Origin of the sequence: Actinoallomurus oryzae (genome assembly GCF_039541955.1) — a bacterium.
GTDB lineage: Bacteria > Actinomycetota > Actinomycetes > Streptosporangiales > Streptosporangiaceae > Actinoallomurus > Actinoallomurus oryzae.
In genome coordinates, this window is record NZ_BAABHF010000009.1 from 246,971 (window position 1) to 262,459 (window position 15,489).

The 15,489-nt window shown below is 65.7% G+C and carries 14 protein-coding genes, 1 tRNA gene and 1 pseudogene; 12 read left to right on the forward strand and 4 right to left on the reverse strand.

Going from position 1 to position 15,489, the window contains the following annotated elements; all coding sequences use genetic code 11:
• Positions 1 to 84: 84 nt before the first annotated feature.
• Positions 85 to 1,230 (reverse strand): NsdA family TPR-like regulatory protein, encoded by a 1,146-nt coding sequence (locus tag ABEA10_RS02880; RefSeq protein WP_345456961.1) that lies wholly within the window; start codon positions 1,228 to 1,230, stop codon positions 85 to 87.
• A gap of 259 nt (positions 1,231 to 1,489) precedes the next feature.
• On the opposite strand from ABEA10_RS02880, the gene ABEA10_RS02885 reads away from it, so the two are divergent.
• The 6 genes from ABEA10_RS02885 to ABEA10_RS02910 all read left to right on the forward strand — a co-directional run bounded on the left by ABEA10_RS02885 (position 1,490) and on the right by ABEA10_RS02910 (position 6,051).
• Positions 1,490 to 1,660, forward strand: coding sequence for a hypothetical protein (locus tag ABEA10_RS02885; protein WP_329250405.1), 171 nt, complete (start codon positions 1,490 to 1,492; stop codon positions 1,658 to 1,660).
• Between the two features lie 73 nt (positions 1,661 to 1,733).
• Positions 1,734 to 2,060, forward strand: coding sequence for a WhiB family transcriptional regulator (locus tag ABEA10_RS02890; RefSeq protein WP_345456966.1), 327 nt, complete (start codon positions 1,734 to 1,736; stop codon positions 2,058 to 2,060).
• Positions 2,057 to 2,515 carry a hypothetical protein gene (locus ABEA10_RS02895; RefSeq protein WP_345456969.1) on the forward strand — a complete coding sequence of 153 codons (459 nt, stop codon included), beginning with the start codon at positions 2,057 to 2,059 and terminating at the stop codon, positions 2,513 to 2,515. The genes ABEA10_RS02890 and ABEA10_RS02895 overlap by 4 nt, the downstream gene beginning before the upstream one ends.
• Position 2,516: 1 nt before the next feature.
• Positions 2,517 to 3,530, forward strand: a complete 1,014-nt coding sequence (locus tag ABEA10_RS02900; RefSeq protein WP_345456972.1) for a DUF2637 domain-containing protein — start codon at positions 2,517 to 2,519, stop codon at positions 3,528 to 3,530.
• Positions 3,527 to 5,635, forward strand: a complete 2,109-nt coding sequence (locus ABEA10_RS02905) for a hypothetical protein (protein ID WP_345456975.1) — start codon at positions 3,527 to 3,529, stop codon at positions 5,633 to 5,635. The genes ABEA10_RS02900 and ABEA10_RS02905 overlap by 4 nt, the downstream gene beginning before the upstream one ends.
• 185 nt (positions 5,636 to 5,820) lie before the next feature.
• Positions 5,821 to 6,051, forward strand: a complete 231-nt coding sequence (locus tag ABEA10_RS02910) for a hypothetical protein (protein ID WP_345456978.1) — start codon at positions 5,821 to 5,823, stop codon at positions 6,049 to 6,051.
• Between the two features lie 7 nt (positions 6,052 to 6,058).
• On the opposite strand, the gene ABEA10_RS02915 is transcribed toward ABEA10_RS02910, so the two are convergent.
• Entirely contained in the window at positions 6,059 to 6,352 is a 294-nt protein-coding gene (locus ABEA10_RS02915; protein ID WP_345456981.1) for a hypothetical protein, read from the reverse strand.
• 197 nt (positions 6,353 to 6,549) lie between these two features.
• Here ABEA10_RS02915 and ABEA10_RS02920 point away from each other — a divergent pair, with 197 nt between their 5' ends.
• From ABEA10_RS02920 to ABEA10_RS02940, 5 genes and pseudogenes are all read left to right on the forward strand, one after another.
• The gene (locus ABEA10_RS02920; RefSeq protein WP_345456984.1) at positions 6,550 to 6,822 is read left to right on the forward strand and encodes a hypothetical protein; all 273 of its coding nucleotides are present in this window, start codon (positions 6,550 to 6,552) and stop codon (positions 6,820 to 6,822) included.
• A gap of 70 nt (positions 6,823 to 6,892) precedes the next feature.
• Positions 6,893 to 8,874: pseudogene (locus ABEA10_RS02925) on the forward strand (YfjI family protein).
• 228 nt (positions 8,875 to 9,102) lie between these two features.
• A complete protein-coding gene (locus ABEA10_RS02930) occupies positions 9,103 to 9,300 on the forward strand; it encodes a helix-turn-helix transcriptional regulator (protein WP_345456987.1) in 198 nt (65 codons plus the stop codon).
• Positions 9,300 to 10,679, forward strand: a complete 1,380-nt coding sequence (locus tag ABEA10_RS02935; RefSeq protein WP_345456990.1) for a tyrosine-type recombinase/integrase — start codon at positions 9,300 to 9,302, stop codon at positions 10,677 to 10,679. The genes ABEA10_RS02930 and ABEA10_RS02935 overlap by 1 nt, the downstream gene beginning before the upstream one ends.
• Positions 10,680 to 10,858: 179 nt before the next feature.
• Positions 10,859 to 11,650, forward strand: coding sequence for an IS66 family transposase (locus ABEA10_RS02940; protein ID WP_345456993.1), 792 nt, complete (start codon positions 10,859 to 10,861; stop codon positions 11,648 to 11,650).
• Positions 11,651 to 12,399: 749 nt separating this feature from the next.
• On the opposite strand, the gene ABEA10_RS02945 is transcribed toward ABEA10_RS02940, so the two are convergent.
• Entirely contained in the window at positions 12,400 to 14,124 is a 1,725-nt protein-coding gene (locus tag ABEA10_RS02945) for a hypothetical protein (RefSeq protein ID WP_345456996.1), read from the reverse strand.
• 206 nt (positions 14,125 to 14,330) lie between these two features.
• Between ABEA10_RS02945 and ABEA10_RS02950 the strand changes: the two genes are divergently transcribed.
• Entirely contained in the window at positions 14,331 to 14,579 is a 249-nt protein-coding gene (locus tag ABEA10_RS02950) for a hypothetical protein (RefSeq protein WP_345456999.1), read from the forward strand.
• A gap of 828 nt (positions 14,580 to 15,407) precedes the next feature.
• On the opposite strand, the gene ABEA10_RS02955 is transcribed toward ABEA10_RS02950, so the two are convergent.
• A tRNA-Tyr gene (locus ABEA10_RS02955) sits at positions 15,408 to 15,489 on the reverse strand.

The following is a 15,489-nucleotide window of genomic DNA, read 5'->3' on the forward strand; positions in this document are numbered from 1 at the left end:
AATGCCACACCGGCAAAACCGGCATGAAGGACGCTTGCCCGGGTGCGCTGATGGGTCTGATACGAACCTAATATCAAATTTCTCTCACTCCGGATATTCAGAGGTTCCCGCTCGAATCTGCCCAGCAAGGGTTTTTATCCGGCGCCTTTGCCGTAGTGATCCCGTGCGTCCGGTGAGGATGTGAGCGGCGCGTAGGTGTTCCTCCGCCAAGCTGCGTTCGCCGTGGACGAGTAGCGCGGTGGCGAGATCGATTCGGACGCCAGCCTCCGCGCGTGCATATTTGCCGGTGACTACGGCGAGCCCTCTGGTCAGCTCACCGATGGCGTTCTCGTCGCCCAAACGTGCGAAGCAGTTGCCGCGCCAACGTGCCAGATGGGGTTCGGTGAGCACCAGGTACGGCAGAGAGCCGTCTGGTTCGGCGGGCAGGAGGTCGGCTGCTTCATCAAGCGCTGCGCGCGCGGGAGCCGGATCTCTGCTGGCGGTAGCCATTTCGGCTTGTGCTGCCGCGAGCCAAGATTCCATGAGCGCGGGAACAGCGCCTGTGGCCTGGCATCGTGCGTACTGCACCAGTTCGCTGGCTTGTGTGGTGTCTCCGAGGTCGAGTAGGACGTAGGCCTGTTCCGCGGTCGAGAAGGCCAGCAGGGAGGCGTCTTCGGCTTCGCGGGCTGCGGATTTGGCGCGTTCGAAGTGTTCCCATGATTCGCGTGGTGTGCCGACGTCGAGGGCTTGCCAGCCGGCGAGTGCTGAGGCGTCGGCGAGGACTTTGGCGAGCATGCGTCGGACGCCGGGGCGTACGGCGTGGCGGTTCAGCTCTTCGATGTGGGCGATGTGGGTGCGCATCTGGTCGCGGATGAGCTGGGCGCCTTGGAGGGCGTCGAGCTGGCGGATGGCGTCTGTTTGGGCTTGGAGGAGCTTGGCGACCTCGGCGTCGACCGCTGAGGCGCGGGTCAGCTCGGCGGCGAGGTCTTCTAACGACTCCTGTTCGGGCGGTACGGGTGCTTCTACGAAGCCGAGCTCGACCGGTGAGCAGCCGTATACCTCGCAGAAGAGTTCCTGGTAGAGGGGGCTTTTGACGGGGACGTGTCCGTTCTCCCATCGGGCGATTTGGCGGGAGAGACTTTCGGGCCCTGGGAGCACCTCGCGGCGCGCCTGGGCGGCGCGGCGTAGGCGGACGTCGAGTTGGGTCTTGGTCCACCCTTGGCGTTCCCGCGCGGCTCGCAACGGGGTCACCGGCACTCCTCACCGAACAGGTCGCACATGTTTACCGGCTTGCCATTCTGCCGCTTACTGGTGACATGACCAAGGGATGACAGTCACCCTCTGTCATCTCGTGTCATCTACTGCCGGGTCGGCGGGGCGAGCAACCTGGTGGGTGTCGGGCCGAGGACGCCGACACACCACCGAGAGAAGGGACTTGACAGGTGATCGCCCCGAGCCGTTACCTATACATGTGCTACCTGTCTAGCGAACGAGTGGAGGAGGGCCGCTGATGTTCCCGCAGCCGAAGAAGTGGCCCCGGTACGTGGTCGGCGCGATCGTCGTCGTCTTCGTGTTCAAGAACCCGGCCGCTGCCGCCCAGCTCGTCAACCACCTCGGCGGACTCATCTCGCAGGGCGCCACGGCGCTCTCACGGTTCGCCTCCGCGCTGCACGTCGGCTGATCCGGTGCACAGCCACCAAGCACACACCGGACCCGCCGTTCCCAGCCGATCACCGCTCACCTGGAGGTTCCACATGAACGACCACCCGAGCAGGCTCAGCACACCGGACCTGCGAGACGAGTGTCTCGACGGGGCCGAGTGCCTCTTCGACGCCGAGTTGCACGACGGTCCGGACCCTGAGGACCGGTTCGAGCACCCGGACGCCCGCGCCGCACGCGAGGACGTCGCCAAGGACATCTGCGCGACCTGTCCGGTGCAGGTCGCGTGCCTTGAGTACGCGATCCGGACCAAGCCGACCAGCGGAGTCTGGGCCGGTCTTACCGCCGACGAGATCGCTCAGCTCCACGCATTGCGCGTCGAGCGCAAACAGTTCGACATCGCCTTCGAGGAGGTGGCGTGAGCATGGCCTACACCGCCACGGAACTGGCCGCGCTACTGCGCATCGGTGCCAAGGGCTGCCACTCCGATGAAGCCGCCGTCGGCCTGCTGGTCGAGCATGGCACCTGGCTACACCGCAGCGACTTCGCGCGTACGTGCGTCACCGTCGAAACCGACGCCTTCGTACAAGGCGATCAGGTCGCGGCCCTCATCGACTGGAGTAACGCGGTACGTGTCCTGGACGCGGGAGGCCTGCCCTGCTCCCGCGGGGAGGCGGCCGTACTCCGCATCGCCGCCGGCCTGGCCGGAGTACCGGTCAACCTGCGAGCGATGCTCGGCGGTCTGGACTCCCGCAACATCCAACTCGTCGCCGAGGCCGTCATGCACGCCAACGGCACCCCGAACACGTCCCTCCCCGGCCTACAGCCACCGTGCGCGAGGCCGGACGCGATCACGCAGCCGAAGGAGGGGCACTGACATGGCTGAGCCGTACACCGCTCCCTATCTGGCGCCTGTACGCGGCCCCGCGCCCGCAGAGGTGCGAACGCTGACCGAACATGAGCAGACCGCCATCGCGGTAGTCGGCGGCCTGGTCGCCGCGCTGGGCCTGCTCGGGTTCGTCAACAGCTTCGCCCGCGTCGCCGCCGCTGCGCACGCGTCATTCGGGCAGCTGGCGTTCACGGTGCCCGTCGGCATCGATGTCGGGATCGGGGTGTTCTCCGCGCTCGACATCGTGCTCGCCCGGCTCGACATGCGGCTCCGGTGGCTGCGGCTGATCCCGTGGTCGCTGACCGGCGCCACGGTCTATCTGAACGTCGCCGGTGAGAGGTCGGTGTTCGGAATCGTCGCGCACGCGACCTTGCCCGCGCTGTGGGTCGCCGCCGTTGAGGTGGCCGCGCATGTCGTCCGTACGCGCGCCGGTCTGGCCGCCGGTACCCACATAGATTCGATCCGGTTGTCCCGGTGGCTCCTCGCGCCCTCTGAGACCGTACGGCTGTGGCGCCGGATGGTGCTGTGGGAGATGCGTTCGTACCCCGCCGCGCTCGTCCGTGAACGTGATCGGCTCCTCGCGCTGACCGATCTGAAGGACACGTACGGGCCGATCGCGTGGCGTTGGAAGGCGCCTCGCCGGATCAAGACGCTGTACAAGCTCGGTGAGCTGACACCCGCCGCCGACATGCCCGAGCCCGTACGAGAGCCCGAGCCGTCCAGCCGGACCACGACCACGCCACCGCGCGGACGGTCCACCCGGCGCAAGCGAACGCGGTCCAGGACGAGGCGCCGGACCGTCCCGAACGTCGATGACCTCATGCCCGCTGGACGGCGCATCGCCGCCGAAGCGGACGAACGCAGCGAGCCGCTCACCCGCGATCGACTCGCCATCGGGCTCCGCCAGCAGGGCACCACCGCCGGCAACGAACGCGTCGGTGCCCTGCTGGCACGCCTCAAGCACGAGAACGACACCACGGCACCGATGGAAGGTGACCAGTGACCAACCCACGCCAGGCCGTACCCGCTGAGGACGGCGACACCATGGGGGACCTAATCCCGCTCCGTCCGGCGCGGACTGAGCCCGAGCAGGACACCCACTATGAGGTCACGCTCGATGAGGAAGCGGCGCCGGACGCCGTACTCGTCCAGGCGCCCGAGCCCGTGGGCGAGCGGCACCCGATCATCCCGGCCGAGCTGCGCGGCTGGTCGACCATCAAGGCGACCACCCAGCACACCGCGGGCCGGTGGGCGCACCAGACCGGCTATCACGCCGTACGCGCGCCCCGCTACGCGCTGCTCGGCTGCTTCTGGGCGGGCGTGGGTGTGTTCCGGCTGATCGGGCGGCACCTGCGCTGGTGGTGGGTGACCGAGCAGTACGGCCTACGGCAGAGCGCCGCCGACCGTCACGACCCGGAGATGTGGATGAAGCTCCACCGGGAGGTCAAGGCCACCCGCGCGTGGCGCGGCCTGGTGCTCCTCGGCGAAGCCTTCGGCGTTGCCGTGGCCACGGGAGAGGTCGCCGCCGGTCCGGCGTGGTTGACGGTCGCTGTTCTGGCGGGGATCACTCCCGCGCTGGCCCGTGTCGGGAGGCCGAGTGATCGCCGCATCATCTCGCCGGCGGTCGTGACGCCGAGGTTCCGCAAGCTCAACCCGGACATCGTGTTGCGCGCCTACTACGCCGCCAAGCTCGGCGACCCGGACAAGCCCGGCCAACAGGTCCACTTCGGTTCGACCATGTCGCGCGATGGCAACGGCTCGCGCGTGCTGATCGATCTGCCGCACGGCAAGGGCCTGGACGATGCGATCAAGGCCAAGCCCGCGATCGCCTCGGGGCTGGACGTGTCCCTGTCGCAGGTGTTCATCACCCGCGATCCGACCTCGCACCGCCGACATGTGCTGTGGGTCGCCGACCGTGACCCGCTCGCCATCCCGGCCGGCCGTACGCCGCTGCTGGCCTGCAAGCCCACCGACATCTGGGCCCCGGCACCGTTCGGCCTCGACGAGCGCGGCAACCGCGTCGCCGTCGAGATGATGTGGAACTCCATCCTCGTCGGCGCCCAGCCTCGGCAGGGCAAGACGTTCTCGGCCCGCGCCCTGGCGCTGTACGCGGCGCTCGATCCGTACGTGAAGCTGTCAGTCTTCGACGGGAAAGGCTCCCCGGACTGGCGCAAGTTCCGGCTGGTCGCCGACCGGTGCGCGTTCGGTCTGGCCATGACGCGCGACGGCGATCCGGTCGAGCTGTTCATCGACTCCCTCAGGGAGATCAAGGCCGACGTGCAGGACCGTTACCAGCGGCTGTCCGAGCTCCCCGTCGATGTGTGCCCGGAAGGGAAGCTGACGCGGGAGATCGCCCGTGACCCGCGCTACCGGATGCCGGTCCGGCTTGTCGTGATCGATGAGTTCCAGGAGTACTTCGACCTGCCCGACCCCGACGCGACCAAGGAGGTCGCCGCGCTCCTGGTGTTCCTGGTCAAGGTCGCACCCGCGGCCGGGGTCATCGTGCTCGGTGCCACCCAGAAACCGAGCGGCATCGGCAGCGGGCAGGTCGCCCAGCAGTTCAACGCCTTCCGTGACAACCACCAGATCCGGTTCTCACTGCGTACCGGATCCTGGCAGGTCTCTGACCTCGTGCTCGGCTCGGGCGCCTACTCCGAGGGCTATGACTCCTCAACGCTCCTGCCGGACTACAAGGGCGTCGGCATCCTGCGCGGCGCCTCCGACGCCACGCCGACCGTACGAACCCACCTGGCCGACGCCCAGGACGCCGAGAAGATCCTGACCGCCGCACGCGCCTACCGCCAACGCGCCCGAACCCTGACCGGCATGGCCGCCGGCGAGGAGGTGACCCGCGAGGTCCGCGACGTGCTCGCCGACGTACGAGGGATCTACAAGCCCGGTGAGCGCGGCCTGCACTGGCAGCAGATCGCCGCACGGCTCGCCGACGCTCACCCCGAGCACTACGCCGACCTGACCGCTGATGCGATCTCGGCACAGGTACGCGCGTTCGGCGTCCCGTCCGTCGATGTGAAACGCCACGGCGTAACGCTCAAGGGCGCACGAGCCGACGCGATCAACACCGCCATCCAACGCCGCGCCGACCGGTAGCGGCAGCCCCGCGACCGGTAGCGCGCACGCTACCCGGCCCGCAACCCGCGCGACCTGCGGCAATAAGCCCAGGTCGCGGGTAGCGGCTTCCACCTCGCACGCCCAAAAACAGCTCCGAAAGGCCGCCCATGACCCTCATCGCCGCTACCGCAACCGCGACCGGCTCATCAACCGCATCGGCGCTCGTGTTCGCTGTCGTGCTCGGCGCCGGCTACCTCGCTGCCTGCGTCATCTGGCCGTTCTGTGCCTGCCGCCACTGCGGCGGCACCGGCCGCCTCCTCTCACCCACCGGCCGCGCCTGGCGGCACTGCCCGCACTGCGCGGGCACGGGCGCCAAGCTCCGCCTCGGCCGCCGCATCTACAACCACCTCAAGCACACCCACGACCGCGGCCGCACCACTCGGAGGCCACATTGAGCGTAGGTCAGCCCGCGTCAGAGTCAACCGTTCGGAGTACTGAAGAATCCATCGTTTCCGGTGGATTGGTTTGTTGGTCTGCGTCATTCGTCTGGAGAACGCCTAGCGTCCAGCCCCGAAACAGCTCAAGGAGCTCACGCACTCGCTCTCGACCAATTAGTGGCCAGAACAACAGCGCAGCCACGAGCGGCACGAAGGCGGTGATGACGACCAACAAGACGAGCATCTGCACGAAGCCGCGCACCAAAATTTCGACGGTCCGAGCCCACTGACCGTCAGACGACACAACCAGAAACGGCACCCTTCCACACCTCTCCATTTGTTGGAACAGGTGGGATGGGCTAAAAGAACGCTGCCCGACCCTGGTCCGCGTGTCAAGAACCGGTTTTTTTAGGACAACCGTAAAGGTCATCAAAAGCGGTCCGGCGCACAGCCACCAAGCACGACGCCGGACCGCCGCCCCCAACCGATCACGTAACCGAAGGAGGCACCTCCATCATGACCCAGCTCGGCGATACCGGCCACCACAAGGCCCAGCGGCGTACGGCCTGGCTGCTACCCGAAGACGGCGTCATCGATCCCGTTGCGATCGACCTGGCCGCCCGAGGAGTCCGGCCCGTCGCGCTCACGCCACGCGAGCGACGTATTGCGGCTGCGCTCATCCTCGCCGTTGGCGGGACGCCGAACACCATCGCCAAACGCCTGCACATGGCGCACAGCAACGCCCGCGCCCTCGCCGACCAAGTCACCGCCGACCGACCCGCCGCCTAAACGACCGCTCACGCCCCGCCGCCCCAGCGCGGCGGGGCACCGGCCGAACCCGAAAGAGGGACCCGCACCCGTGGCCAAGCCAAACCCGCTCCGCATCATCGGCGGCGAGACGCCCGAGGCCGACCTTGACCGCACGTCGCCGCACAACGTCGGCGCCGAACAAGTCGTGCTCGGCGCGGCGATGCTCTCACCCGCCGCGCTGACCGAAGTCCGCGAACTCCTCGACGGCAGCGAGTTCTACCGCCCGGCGCACCTACGGATCTGGGAAGCGATCACCGCTCTGGCCGACCGTGGCGCCCCGTTCGACCCGCTCGCTGTCGGCGCCGAACTCGGACGCGACCTGGCCACCACCGGCGGCGCGCTCTACCTGCACAACCTCATCGCCCAAGTCCCGGCCACCACCAACGCCGGTTACTACGCCTGCATGGTCCGCGACCTCGCCTACGCCCGGAAGGTCATCGACGCCGGCGACCGCCTCACCGAACTCGGCTACTCCGCCACCGGCAACGACGCCACCAACCTGCGCGGCGCGGTAGCCACCGAGTTCGCCGCCATAGCCTCAGCCGACGCGAGGGGCTGGTCCGAACCCACGCCGCTCACATCGACCACGACCGGCCTGCCGAGCTTCCCGCTGTGGACGTTCCCGGATTGGCTCGGGGAGTACGCGGCTTCGCTCGCTGAGGTCACCCAGACCCCACCGGACCTCGCCGGGTGCCTGGCCCTGGCCGTGCTCGCCGTGGCGGCCGGAGGGAAGGTGTGGATCCAGGCGCCGGCTTGGCGGGAACCGGCGAACCTGTTCGTCGTCGTGATCCTGCCGCCCGGCAACCGCAAGTCCGAGGTCTACCGGGCGATGTGCGCCCCGATCAAGGCCGCTGAACAGACCCTGATCACCGAAGCCGAACCCGCCATCGCCGAAGCCGTCATCGCCCGCCGCGTCGCCGAGGCGTACGCCGACAAGACGGCGAAAACCGCCGAGAACCCCGCCGCACTCGACCCCACCCAACGGGCGCTCGCGCTCACCGAGGCCACCGAAGCCAAACTCGCCCTCGACGCCGCCACGGTCCCAGCGCGGCCAAGGCTGTACTCCGACGACGCGACCGTGGAAGTCCTGACGTCCCTGCTATGCGAACAGGGCGGCCGGATGGCCGTGCTCTCGCCCGAGGGCGAGATCTTCTCCATTGCCGCCGGCCGCTACTCCGGCGCCCCCAACTTCGCCGTCCTGAAGAAAGGCCACGCCGGCGAAGAGATGCGCGTCGACCGCATGGGACGAGACTCCGAACACATCGACGCCGCCACCGTCACCCTCGGCATCTGCACCCAACCCGGCGTCCTAGCCGAACTCGGCGACACACCCCAGTTCCGCGACCAAGGACTCCTCGGACGCCTGCTCTACGCCCTCCCCGACTCCCTACTCGGCCACCGCAAAACCGCCCCGACCCCATGCCCGCCGACCAGGAAGCGACCTACCGGACCAGCATGAAAGCCCTCGTACTGTCCCTCGCCCGCCTCGCCGAGCCGACGACACTCACCTTCACACCCGACGCACACGACGCGATCACGCAACTTCTCGCCGACACCGAACCCCGGTTCCGACCAGACGGCGACCTGGCCCACATGACCGACTGGGGCGGCAAACTCGTCGGCGCCACCGTCCGCATCGCCGGACTCCTCCACCTCGCCAAACACCTCCGCGACGGCTGGAACCAGCCCATCACCGCCGACACCTTCGCCGACGCGGCCGACATCGGCGAGTACTTCACCACCCACGCCAAGGCCGCCTACGACGCCATCGGCGCCGACCCCGCAACCGCCGACGCCAAAGCCCTCCTGGACTGGGCGCGCAACACCGGCCGGACCCGCTTCGCCGCCCGCGACGCCCAACCCCCACTCCGCGCCCGCTTCAAGAAGATCACCGACCTTGATCCCGCGTTGCGCGTCCTGGAAACCCACGGCTGGATACGCCGCCTACCCACCCCACCCAGGACCGGACGCGGACGCCCAGCCGCACCCACGTACGAGGTCCATCCCGCCGCGCTGGAGGCCAACCGATGACCACCGCACAGGCTCCGAGCCACCAGCCGGCCACGCCGTCCCGACGCCCTGAAGCGCGTAAGCGAAAAGCAGCACAAACGATTCTGCTGATTTCCGCTTACCTGCTTCAGCCCCCTCGCCCACCTCCGTCGCCCACCGCGAGAAACCAGCCGTGACCAGCGGACAGCCACCAAGCACGCCGCCGGCCACGCGATCCCAACCGATCACGACGCTGGAGGACACCACTCCGTGAAGACCGCCGAACGCACCCGCGACAAGCTCACCCTCGCCGAGGTCTGCGCCGAACTCGGCATCTCCCGTTCGACCTTCTACGACTGGCGCGCCAAGCAGAAGGCACCACGCTGCATCACCCTGCCCAACGGCAGCCTCCGCATCCGCCGAACCGAACTCGACCGCTGGCTCGACGCACGAGAGGACGCCGTGTGATGCAAGACACCACCTACGACGTCCGCGTACACGAGACGCACGTCCGCAAGGGCACCAGGGTCACGACCTACACCGTGCGGTGGAAGGTCGGTCCCAAACGCTGGTCCGCGCCCTTCCGCAACAAGGCACAGTCGGAGAGCTTCCGCGCTGCGCTGATCACGGCCGCGAAGAACGGTGAGGCGTTCAGCCAGAAGACGGGCCGACCTGCCGCATGGCAACGCGAAGAGAACGCGATCAGTTGGTACGCCTTCTCGCTCGACTATGCCGCAGCCAAGTGGCCCTACGCCTCTCCGAATCACCGACGCGGCATCGCTGAGGCACTCACCGACGCGACTGAGGTGATGTTGATGAGTAGGAACGGCGCCCCGCCCAGGGAGCAACTTCGCGCCGCCCTACGCGGTTGGGCCTACAGCGGACGCCTTCAGAGAGGTGATCAGGCGCCCGAGGACCTCGCCCCGGTCGTGCGCTGGTTGGAGCGCAACACCATCGACATGTCCGAGCTTGATCCCGAAGGAAACGGGCCCGCCCTGGCGCGCGCTGTACTCGATCGCCTGAGCACGAAGCAGGACGGTCGGCCGGCTGCGGGGAGCACCGCGAACCGCAAGCGCATGACGTTCAACAACGCTATGGAGTACGCGTGCGAACGTCGGATCCTGTCCGGCAACCCCCTCAAGCGCATCAAGTGGACCAAGCCTCGCACCGTCCAGGCACTCGACATGCGCGTGGTCGTCAACCCTGAACAGGCCACACGGCTGCTGACCGCGGTCAGCCACCAGGGCGAGCGAGGCCCACGCATGGTGGCGTTCTTCGCCGTCATGTACTACGCCGCCCTACGGCCCGAGGAAGCCGTAGACCTCCGAACGGAACACCTCGTCTCCCTGCCGGACGAGGGATGGGGAGAGATGCGACTCACGCACGCCGAGCCCCGCAGCGGCTCGCGCTGGACCAACAGCGGGAAGCCACGAGACCGGCAACCCCTTAAGCACCGCGCGCCTGGGGAGACACGCCCTGTGCCCATACATCCCGAACTCGTGCGGATCCTGCGCAACCACATCGAGCAGTTCAAGATCCGACCTGGCGCCCGGCTCTTCGTCGGCCCGCGCGGCGGGATCATGACCGATCGCACGTACCTGGGCATCTGGCATAAGGCTCGGGCCGAGGCCCTCACCGCCGAAGAGGCTGCCTCGCCTCTCGCCGAGACACCGTACGCGCTCCGCCACGCCGCCGTCTCCACCTGGCTCAGCGCCGGAGTCCCACCTGCCCAGGTCGCCGCCTGGGCCGGACACAGTGTCGACGTTCTGCTCCGCGTCTACGCCAAATGCGTCGCTGGCCAAGAGGATGAGGCGAAGCGCCGGATCACGGAAGCGACCAAGGTATAGAGGGTCGGACCGAGATCGCCGAACAGGCCAAACGGTGCGGGCAGTGCGGAACCACCAGCGTCGGCGTGGCGCCGGCCATGTCACCGGGCGCGCACAGTTCGGGCCCGATACCCACGCGCTGGCGGCGAATCTGCGGGTCGGTCACCATGTCCCGGTGAAACGCTCGACGGTGTTGGTTGATGCAGATGACCGGCGTGAACGCCTCGAGTGGGTGGACGGCGTCGGTGCGCGGCAAGGCGGCCGTGCTGTTGGAGGCGGGTGGGTTCGTGGCCAGGGTGCGGGAGTTGCTGCGCTCGGCGCCGGCGGTGCACGCCGATGAGACCCCGGCCCGCGCCGCCGGGAAACTCGCCTACGTGCACGTGGCCTGCACCCGCTACCTGACGCTCATGCACACCGGCGGGCGGTCCGCGGCTGATATCGACGCCGACGGTGTCCTGCCCGGATACACCGGTGTCATCGTCCGCGACGGGTACGCCGGGTACTCCCACCTGTCCGACGCCGCCCATGCCTGGTGCGGGGCTCACCTGCTGCGCGAGCTGAAGGACCTGTATGAGTTCGAGCCCGCCCACCAGCAATGGGCCGCCGACATGGCGGGCCTGTTGTGCGAGGCCAACCGGCAGGCCCAGGCCGCCCGCGCCGACGGCCAGACCGTGCTGGGTGAGGACGTTCTGGTCGGCCTACTCGCCCGCTACCGGGCGCTGGCCGGCGAAGGATTCACCGGCAACTACTATCGGCGGACACCCACCGCCGCCGACGCGGTCCGCCTGTCACGCCGGTTCCGCGACTTCGAGGACATGATCCTGCGGTTCGTCACCAACCCCGGCACCGTCGAGTTCACCAACAACCAAGCCGAGAGATCGATCCGCCCGGTCAAAGTACAAATACGCAGCTCAGGCGGTTGCTGGCGGACACTGCAGGGTCTGGCCGAGTTCGCGTTGGTGCACTCCTACCTGTCCACCGCCACCAAATGAAGCATCGACAAACTCGACGCCCTCCGCCAGTTGTTCAGCACCGGCCCCTGGCTCCCACCCGCACTCTTCCCACCACAAGCCGCCTGAACCAGATCACCCACCCAGGCTGAATAGCTACTCTACGGCGTATGGCACATGGCCGTGTGATGCCCCATCGGGGGGCTGACCCCTGACGAGGAGCTTGCGGATGGCCTCGGCCCGCACGAAGCGCCCGAGACCCCACGAGTGGCCTTGCCCGGTCTTTTCGTCGCTGGGACTGGAGAATTCGACATCGCGGCCGTAGGAGAACGCATCCCATACTTTGCGCTCAAAACGTGTTAGGTCGGGGATCTCCATTGACGGGACTTTCTCGCGGCCACGGCCCCGTGTCAACGAGTCTCGTGTTCCACGCCTCCGACCAGCGCATACGCCCAGCAGACCCCGCGCTCATCGCGCTTCTTGCCATCCAACACGTGAATCTCTAGCCGCGTCGGCCGGTGACAATTTGCCTTCCTCTTACGTGTCCCGCTACGCGCGGCCTCAGCGGCTGGCCATCATCCGGCCGGACATGCGGCCTCTCCAGCCGACCCGGAGCGGTCGGCGTCTCGACCTCTGCCCAGTACTCCACGAATTCGACAGTCTGTAACCACCTTATGCTTACCAATATGGGCTGACGCCGAAGCCAATTGTGGTGCACTAAGCAATTTAGGCAAAGGGCGGGGATTGTCTCGCTGGTTCGATAGCATGCCGATTCTATAGAATTTGCGTCCTTATTTAACGTGGTGATGGCTCGAGATGTGCACTAGCCACTTCCAAATATGCACAACGATCAGATCGCCACTATAGTCCGCGACAAGCAATGCCACCAAGAGAGAAGTGAGGGAGACCCATAGAGCTAGTCGCCCAATCTTAAAAGTATCACTTGAAGCCCAGAGTGACGCAACCGTCGACATGATATCTCGATAGTCATTATCGGATGAAACCAGCTTTTCGGCGGACTCAATCTGCTTCTCCTTCATATTCTTCACTAGGTCAATTTCTCGACGATCCGTGTCACCGGCAGCCTCACGTTCTTTGGTGATCCAAGGCGCCTCGGTCATCGTGAAAGTAATGTCGTATTCGCCGTTAGAGGAAGTATTAAAGTGTTGTATATCACGGTAGGTGCTGGTCAGGTCGAGGCTGAGTGTAAGGAAGGTTTCGCGTAGGCGTGCGAGATGTCGACCCTTGAAGTGTCCGTGTTGCGTCTTCGCGCTATCGCGCAACGCGGCGTATCTCTCCTCTGAAAGCCTCAGCAATTCCGAGATCGCGAGTGAAACAAAAAAATTGCGAGCTATCTGATTAACCATATACGATATTGCGTTAACCTGTTCTAGCCCGTAAACGCTAATGTCTCGAATTGCGCTTACTGCAACCTTCGTCCGCTGTCCCCACAGGGCCCATGTGGGACGTCCTGCTAGCGCAGGGCACATTCGTTCGTCTACTGGTTCCAACAACAGGCCCGGGAGGTATTCGGAAGATCGATGCACCGTAGCAGATTCGGTCAATCCTATTGCACGCAGTGCATCTCCGAGTTCGCGGTCAGTGCGTTCGCCCAATGTGGGATCGTGTTCTTCGAGTAGAAGGAGATCTATAACAGGCTGCTGTTTTCCAGCTTCAGAGAAGGCCCCCGGACAGGTATTCGATAGCCATTCGCGAGCGGCCATATGAAGAGACAGCCGAGCCTCTTGGGTCTTTCTGCACTTAGACCACATGCGATCTTCTACTCGAAGGACTCCATGCTGATGAATGAGGCTAGGGCCGTGATCAGCGTGCCAAGAATCGTCGAGCAGATCTGACGCGATTTTGGTGAGCTGAAAGTAGGCCAAAACCGCCGTTAGGCCAGGTCCTATCCGCATGGCAATTAGCTCAATGGATTCAAAGAAATACGATAGCTTCTGTCGCTGACTGTCGGGCAGATGACGCTTTGAATCTCTATTGACTACATCACCCAAGCGCCACCACGCCCACCCATTACCCGCTCGTGAACGTTCGAGCATTTCACGGCTCTCATCGCCAAGTCCATATAGGGCGCGTTTATGATCCCACGAGTTTTCATTTATCGCTTTGAGCAGGCGATCGAACTGGCTAGGCGGGAACAACTCGACGGCCCACAACGCTGGGATTTTTACGTGTTCACTGTTTGGAACTTTGACGTTATGAAAAGTGTCGTCGCGACTCCAGGCCAAGTATCGGTCGAACTCATTGTAACATTCCAGCCGATTGATTGCCCTGCTAAGAACTCTACGCCCCGGACCTGGGATTAAACTGCGGGCACGGGAGCGTGCAACTTTATCAAGTATGCGATATGGAGAGTCGTACCATCGTTGACCTTCACCAATCTCGGGAACGAGAGCATATGCATCAGAGAAATAATTTGAGGTGTATGCGTAGAGCGACTCGGTCTCTTTCGATTTCTTGCCAGGCGTCTGGCCGCTCTCGTCGATATCACCCAACATGTCCTCGCAATATTTTAGCGGCTTGTCGCTTGCTTTGAATTGGCGAATTTGTGGTTAGTTATTCGAAATGAGTATTGCTCCTGGTTGCACACTATCGAGCACGAGCCACCGTCGGCTACAGGTGAGAGTCTCATCCCGGTCGTGCGCTGGTTGGAGCGCAACACCACCGATATGTCGGAGCTTGACCCGAACGGAACGGAGCCACCTTGGCGCGTGCCGCGCTCGACCGCCTGAGCAAGAAGCAGGACGGTACGCCAGCCGCTGGGAGCACGGCGAACCGCAAGCGCATGACCTTGAACAACGCGATGGAGTATGCGTGTGAGCGTCGAATCCTGTCCGGCAATCCGCTCAAGCGCATCAGGTGGACCAAGCCCCGTATCGTTCAGGCGCTCGACGTGCGAGTCGTCGTCAACCCGGAGCAGGCCGCACGGCTGCTGACCGCAGTTGGCCACTAGGGCGAGCCAGGCCCGCGCATCGTGGCGTTCTTCGCCGTCATGTACTACGCCGCCCTACGGCCCGAGGAAGCCGTGGACCTCTGAACGGAACACCTCGTCTCTCTACCAGAGGAGGGATGGGGAGAGAGCGACTCACCCACGCCGAACCTCGCAGCGGCTCGCGCTGGACCAACAGCGGGAAGCCACGAGACCGACAACCCCTCAAGCACCGCACGCCCGGCGAGACACGCCCTGTACCCAGCCGAAGCTCTGACCGCTGAGAAGGCTGCCTCGCCCCTCGCCGAGACGCCGTACGCGCTCCGCCGCGCCGCCGTCTCCACCTTGCTCAGTACCGGAGTCCCACCCGCGCAAGTCGCAGCATGGGCGGGCCACAGCGTCGATGTTCTGCTCCGCGTCTACGCGAAGTGCGTCTCTGGCCAAGAGGAGGAGGCCAAGGCGCGCGAACCCCTGGAACTCGCCGGCAAGCCGGAGCACCAAGGCCCAGTTCAGTTGCGACGTTCGCCATCTTCTACCACGACCGCTTCCCCCTACGGCCGAGTGTGCAGCCAGCAACTCGTCTATCCGGAGTCGGCGATCGCCCCGCCAGTCGTCATGGGCAGAAGAGGGCACCCGAGACGACAGAGAGCATGGCGAGAGGTCGGAAACCAGACAGACCCCTCACTAGTCCGCCAGCGCCTACCGATCACCGTCAGCGCTGCCGCCTTGGAGTCTCAACCCGTATTCAACCCAGGCAGCCGTAATCAGCCACCGCGAGCTGGATGTAGCCGGACAGGAACGAAGCAGCCCCTCACCGCTGTCATCGCAGGTGGGGGGCTGTTTGCGCTGCTGTGGCGGGTCCAGGATTCGAACCTGGGTAGGCTAAGCCGACGGATTTACAGTCCGCTCCCATTGGCCACTCGGGCAACCCGCC